The organism is Streptococcus suis, assembly GCF_002964045.1.
In the GTDB taxonomy this organism is placed as follows: Bacteria; Bacillota; Bacilli; order Lactobacillales; family Streptococcaceae; genus Streptococcus; species Streptococcus suis_U.
Genome location: NZ_POPB01000271.1, coordinates 1 through 280, shown reverse-complemented (window position 1 = coordinate 280; position 280 = coordinate 1). Strand labels below are relative to the sequence as shown.

The 280-nt window shown below is 41.4% G+C and carries 1 pseudogene; it reads left to right on the top strand.

The annotated features are described in order from the left end of the window. A pseudogene (locus tag C1E99_RS03615) lies at positions 1-280 on the top strand (tagatose-6-phosphate kinase); the annotation flags it as partial.

The following is a 280-nucleotide window of genomic DNA, read 5'->3' as shown; positions in this document are numbered from 1 at the left end:
GTGACAGACTACATCATTCATACTATTTTGGGTGGTCAGATTGGTCGTTATATTCAGGAGCTTAATGCTGATAGTGGAAATACCCTGCGCGTGGTTGAAAATAGCCAGAATACTCGGACGTGTAATATCTATGTTGAAACCAGTACAGGCGATGTAGTACTATTTTATGAAAAAGGTTTTGAACTAACAGAGGATTTGCTCAACCAATTCACTCAGCAGATTGAAAATAGCCTGCAAGCTGGCGACATCCTAGTCTTTTCAGGCAGTCTGATGAAGGGGA